The sequence below is a fragment of the Methanocalculus sp. genome (genome assembly GCF_030651615.1).
Classification (GTDB): domain Archaea; phylum Halobacteriota; class Methanomicrobia; order Methanomicrobiales; family Methanocorpusculaceae; genus Methanocalculus.
Genome location: NZ_JAUSCG010000012.1, coordinates 1 through 3,257, shown reverse-complemented (window position 1 = coordinate 3,257; position 3,257 = coordinate 1). Strand labels below are relative to the sequence as shown.

Genomic DNA, 3,257 nt, shown 5'->3' with positions numbered 1-3,257 from the left:
CGTGGAATAACACCGCACATGGCCGGGAGATACGAGAAGGCTTTACCAGAGTTTGTCATCACCGATCCGAGCCGGTCAGTTGCCGGTGAGACAACCATGCAGGTGTCTGCATAGACATGTGCACCTGATGCCTCTATCTTTCCGACAAGGTCCTCGTGTTCGTCTATCATCTCCTTCGAAGCAAACACAAAGAACTCTTTTTTTACCTTCTTCCCGGACAATAATCCGGCAAGGGTCCTGAGTTCATCTTCTGAGAGGTGTGGACATCCAACAGCAACTGCGTTCACTTCACTATCAGAGAAGACCGCCTCCACATCAGAGACAGGGATTGTGATCGACTCTTTCCCTTCAATTGAGAACGAATTTTTAAAGAACGGCACCCGTGCCTCCGGGGTGATATCCTCGACATGGAAGAGTGCAACAGCACCGGTTGCCGCCATCGCCGCTCCAAGTGCCTTTAAGCGATCACGGTTACCTCTGATACCACGGAAATAGGGAATTCTGTTCCCGGCTTCTTTTCCAGCGATATACCCAAGTGCACCAAACTCCGCCGGACCCCAGTCCTTTGTTGCAGACGGATCATCCACCCCGATGACCAGATCGGGAAGCCGGTTCTTCATGATATGCAGTCCGTATTCGGGGGTCTTCCCGATCAATGCCGACGCAAGGGCAGACGGACCTCCTTCACGGTTTGTGCGGGCACCAAGAACCGAGTTTGCAAAAGCAACCGCAGAAGACTCAGACCATGCAAGATGGTCCCCATAACTGACGATATTGTGATAATACGGTGTGCAGGTGCATGAGAGGCTGATCCCGAGTCTCCGGTATGCATCAAGGATCTCCTCCTGTTTCTTTGCGAAGTGATCCTCGATCCCCATAGCCCTCCAGTCATCTCTTGGCATACCGATCGGATTGAGGAATGCAGGAACAACTGCGCGTGCATCAAGCCCATTAAGCCATTCAAGGCCAGCATCACCGATAGTTTTGTACGATGCCCCACTCACCTGAACACTCGATACCGGTATCAGCCGCTCTGCCCCATACACCTTTCCAAGGGCGATGAGTATCTCAAGCATCACCCTCCTTGTCTCTCCATACTCTCCCGAAAGTATCTCTTCATCTGATCTGTCAAGCTCCATTATGCATCCCATCCTGCTCTGATATATTCATCCTCTTTTCCAAGCGGCATCGTCGCATCCACCCCGATCTTCACATTCAGCCCGTCTGCAATTCTTGAAGGATCAAGGGATGAACCCCGGACACCGCTTATCACCATCAGATCCGTATCTCCCCGGACACGGGTAGCGATCGCAAACTCGACATCATCCGGATCATGTATCGTAATATCGGAATCCACAATGACGACATGTTTCAGTGAGGTGTGTGCGGCGAAAGCCGCCATGATTGCGTTCTTTCCATCCCCTTCCGTCTGCTTCTCGATCTGAACAACCGCATGCAGATACCCGGCGCCACCACGTGTCAGGAGGACATCTTTTACCTTCGTCACTCCTGCTACAGACTGATAGATCCTCGGCTCATAGGGCGCCCCCATCAGGAGACGGTGCTCAGCACCCGCCGGAAGGATGCCATGATAGATCGGATTGCTCTTTGTGGCAACTCCGGTGATCTCGATCACCGGCTGATTCCTGATCGGATCATAGGTCCCGGTGATATCCACAAATGGCCCTTCTGCTGCCGTCTGGTCTGTCAGATATCCTTCAAGGACAAATTCGGCATCAGGCACCCGGACACCATTTGAGAGCGTCTTCACCCGGATCTCTCCACCCATCAGTTCTGAAGCATACGCAAGCTCCTTTCCCTGAGGCACCCTTGTACATGATGCAAAGGTAACTGCCGGATGAACACCAATCGCAATTCCAATCGGGAGCCTCTCCCCTTTCGCGTGGGCGGCCTTCATCAGCTGGTACGTATGCCGCCCCTCCACAATCCGGGCGACGAGGCGATCCGTACCTGCAACAAGCATCCGGTGAATCGCAGCATTCTCAACTCCGCCAAATGAAGAAAAGACGATTCCTGCAGTGAGGTATGCTCCGGCATCCAGTGGGAAATGAGTCATCACTGGAACCGATCCGAGATCAGGTGCAACAGTCTGTAATGTTCCTTCTTCGACGATGGCACCATCATACCTGCACCCGGCAAGTTCCTGGACCATCGTCTTCGAATTCATTCCAAGGGCAAGGGCAAGTGTCTCCCTGTTTGCGGTGAGGTTCATCACACCACGGTGCCCACCATCCAGTTTATGGAAGAAGAGAGGTTTGTCGGTTCCATATGCCATCTTCGGTGCTTCAAAGACCGTTGATACCTCTTCTTCAATATCGATTAAAAGACCTGCTTCCCGCACTGTCCCGATAAAATCACGCATGATATCCACTCCATCGTCTTCCAATAGTATGATCGATCTCCAGATGATCCAGGATACGGGAGACGATCATATCTGCAAGGTCCTCAATCTGTACCGGTTTCTGGTAGAACGGAGGCGATGCCGGAAGAATGATTGCCCCCGCATCATGAGCAGCGAGCATATTGACAAGATGCACCCGTGAATACGGAGTCTCTCTCGGTACGAGGATGAGCGGACGTCTTTCTTTTAAACAGACATCAGCTGCACGTCCGATCAAAGAATCCGAGATACCATGGGCAATCCCGGCAAGTGTCTTCATTGAACAGGGAACAATCACCATTCCATCAAACCGAAACGACCCACTTGCAATTGCAGCGGCCAGGTCAGAGTTATCTTCATAAATGAGATCCGCACCTGGAAAGGAGATTCCTTCAAGACCAGCGATCATCTCTGCTGTTTCAGATACGATCAGGTGGACTTTACACTCCTTCCTGACAACTGCAAGGAGTCGTTCTGCATAGATCATCCCGCTTGCACCTGTCACTCCGATGACCAGTTCTTTCATCTTATTTTCCCTCTCCCTCTTCTGTTTCTATCATGAGTTTATCTTGTTTTGTTGCCGGGCGGATCTTAAACACCTCTGTTGCTGCAAGAGAGACTGCTTCACGGTGCTCTTGCGGACAATAGACACCAAGACGCCACTGGGATCTCCGGATATCATTCATCCCCCGGATCAGAGGAGACATATCCTCAAGTGAGACGATATCATGGCGGCTTTTTACAAGAACACCGATCATCATATCCCCTGGAAACGGCGGGATATCGACAGAGACCTCATGGGAATGAACACCGGCATGTGAAGCGATCTCTTCAGCGATGGATATCGATTCGGGAA

General features: G+C 51.6%; 3 protein-coding genes and 1 pseudogene. All 4 read right to left on the bottom strand.

Going from position 1 to position 3,257, the window contains the following annotated elements; all coding sequences use genetic code 11:
• Positions 1-1,139 (bottom strand): aconitase X catalytic domain-containing protein (locus Q7V06_RS00460; RefSeq protein ID WP_304836454.1); only part of this gene is annotated, 1,139 nt, incomplete at its 3' end.
• Positions 1,139-2,383 (bottom strand): UbiD family decarboxylase, encoded by a 1,245-nt coding sequence (locus tag Q7V06_RS00455; RefSeq protein WP_304836452.1) that lies wholly within the window; start codon positions 2,381-2,383, stop codon positions 1,139-1,141. The genes Q7V06_RS00455 and Q7V06_RS00460, both read right to left, overlap by 1 nt.
• A complete protein-coding gene (locus Q7V06_RS00450) occupies positions 2,376-2,927 on the bottom strand; it encodes a UbiX family flavin prenyltransferase (RefSeq protein ID WP_304836450.1) in 552 nt (183 codons plus the stop codon). The genes Q7V06_RS00455 and Q7V06_RS00450 overlap by 8 nt, the downstream gene beginning before the upstream one ends.
• Before the next feature lies 1 nt (position 2,928).
• A pseudogene (locus Q7V06_RS00445) lies at positions 2,929-3,257 on the bottom strand (HD domain-containing protein); the annotation flags it as partial.